At 57.7% G+C, this 2,139-nt stretch carries 3 protein-coding genes; 2 read left to right on the forward strand and 1 reads right to left on the reverse strand.

The window, feature by feature from the left end; all coding sequences use genetic code 11:
• Positions 1-397 (forward strand): aminotransferase class III-fold pyridoxal phosphate-dependent enzyme (locus tag DIE06_RS37550; protein WP_124665713.1); only part of this gene is annotated, 397 nt, incomplete at its 5' end.
• Positions 398-415: 18 nt separating this feature from the next.
• On the opposite strand, the gene cysC is transcribed toward DIE06_RS37550, so the two are convergent.
• On the reverse strand, positions 416-955 hold the full coding sequence (cysC, locus tag DIE06_RS37555; RefSeq protein WP_124665714.1) for an adenylyl-sulfate kinase: 540 nt from the start codon (positions 953-955) through the stop codon (positions 416-418).
• A 575-nt stretch (positions 956-1,530) separates the two neighbouring features.
• Here cysC and DIE06_RS37560 point away from each other — a divergent pair.
• Positions 1,531-2,034, forward strand: a complete 504-nt coding sequence (locus DIE06_RS37560; protein ID WP_124665715.1) for a hypothetical protein — start codon at positions 1,531-1,533, stop codon at positions 2,032-2,034.
• The last annotated feature ends 105 nt before the right edge of the window (positions 2,035-2,139 follow it).

Here is a 2,139-nt window from a genome sequence, read left to right on the forward strand (position 1 = left end):
GGTCGCAGCGGCGGTGGCGGTCGCGAACCTGAAGCTGCTGCGCGACGAAGGGATCGTCGAGCGCGTGAAGCACGACATCGGGCCGTATTTCCAGCGTCGGCTGCGGGAAGCGCTCGGCGATCATCCGATCGTCGGCGAGATCGCGGGGACAGGGCTGGTCGCGGGCGTCCAGCTTGCACGTGATCGCGCGCGGCGCGAGCGTTTCGATGCAAGCGTCGATATCGGCACGATCTGCCGCGACTTCTGCTTCAACGGCAACCTGATCATGCGCGCGACCGGCGACCGGATGCTGCTGTCGCCGCCGCTCGTGATCCGGGAGGGGGAGGTCGACGAGATCGTCGACAAGGCGAAGCGCGCGTTCGATGCGACCGCGGAACGGATCGGGCGGGGGAGGTGAGCGAACGCGGTGCTTCGATCAGGCGTAGTCGAAGCGTTGTTGATCGAACTCGATGATGCGCGCGACGCACGCGGAGACGGACATCGACCCGGTCTCGACGACGAGATCGGGTGCGACAGGGGGCTCGTAGGGATCGGAGATGCCGGTGAACTGGCGCGTCTGGCCGGTCATGGCCTTTGCGTACAGGCGCTTCGGATCGCGCGCTGAACAGGTCTCGATATCGGTCTTCAGATAGATTTCGACGAAGCGCTCGTCGCCGATGGTCTCCCGGGCCAGTTGCCGGTCGGTTGCATACGGGGAAATCAGCGCGACGATCACCATGATCCCCTGATTGTTCATCAGCTTCGCGATTTCGGCGGTACGTCGGCAGTTTTCGGCCCGATCATCGCGGCTGAATCCGAGATCGTGCGAGACGCCCGAGCGCAGTTCGTCGCCGTCGAGAATGCAGACGGGCTTGTTGTGCATGCGCAAGTGTGCGGCGATCTCGCGCGAGAGCGTGGACTTGCCTGCGCCACTCAGACCGGTCAACCACAGGGTGTGTGAGTTCGGCGATGTCATGGGTGTGTCGCGACGGTAAAAGCCAGCCGCGCAACGCGCGTTCCGGATTCCAGTCGTTTTTGGTTGGAGTGGGGAGCCGGTGCCGCCTGGCCGACGTCAATGTCGGTCGATTTTAGTCAGTCGGTATTCGTTCACGGTTACTAATTCGTTACCGATTGTTACACCTGCGTGGCGCTTCATGTCATCCGGTGGCGATGATGGTGGGATGGCATGCCGGCTCTTGCATGGCGTGTGTTGGTGCCGCGCGATTGCTGCTTGGCCATGAAGCAACCGCGAGGGCGACGCGTAAAACGAAAAGGGCCTGCGTCGTGAGACGCAGGCCCTTGAATTCTTTGGTGGGCGGTACTGGGATCGAACCAGTGACCCCTGCCGTGTGAACCGAAACGCGAGCCCTTGCAGACGGTTCATGTTATCTCCAATCGATTGATTTAACAAGGAAATTGTGCGCTTCAAATTTCCTCAAACTGCTCCATCTAAGCCGCTGCGGGCACCATCGGGGCACCAACTTCAGCTTCGTTGTCTGCAAACACCCAGTCGAACTCGGTAGGTTCGCAGCAGCCGCCAGCTCGCATATCTTGGAGGAGCGTCTCGCATCCGTCTTCCGTGCTGGTGTCGGGGAATTTCTCCAACAGCGGATGGGGGCCGGCTATGATCATGATTTGGTGAGTCATGCGATTGCATACAAAAGTGGTGCGAAGCTTATTCAGTTGCTTAGTCTGCCCTCTTTAAGTGCTGATATGTACCAGGAGAGTTTGATTAGGCTCCATAGGGTTGCCGACGCTCCCTTTCGTGTGCCAGACGAGCAACTGTCTTATTCAAGTGCGAACGATCCATTTATAACGTATCTGGTTCTTATTGATGCGATTAATAAGCTGGATCGTCGACAGCAGGGGATTTCAAATTTATATCTAAGTCCCTTGGCGACAAAACCTCAAGCCGTCGGGTTCGCAATTTTTTACTTGCGGCATATGCTTGGTCAACCGGCTAGTATTGTTTTTCCATTTGCTGAGAAATATTCGAAGGAAACAAGTGTGGGTGTGGGGAGAACCTGGGTTTATCCGATAGACCTGCGCACTTAGGCGGTGTGCGAGGTGATGGTTGTGACAGCTTAGACTCTAGTTTCAAGTGCAACACCTTTGATGAGGTAGGGTGTTGCAATGACGAAATACCAGCATCTGAGCGCC

This window comes from Burkholderia sp. Bp8998, assembly GCF_003854235.1.
Classification (GTDB): domain Bacteria; phylum Pseudomonadota; class Gammaproteobacteria; order Burkholderiales; family Burkholderiaceae; genus Burkholderia.

Coding starts and splice junctions, on each gene's coding strand:
- cysC (WP_124665714.1), bottom strand. CDS start 955: ATGACATCGCCGAACTCACACACCCTGTGGTTGACCGGTCTGAGTGGC.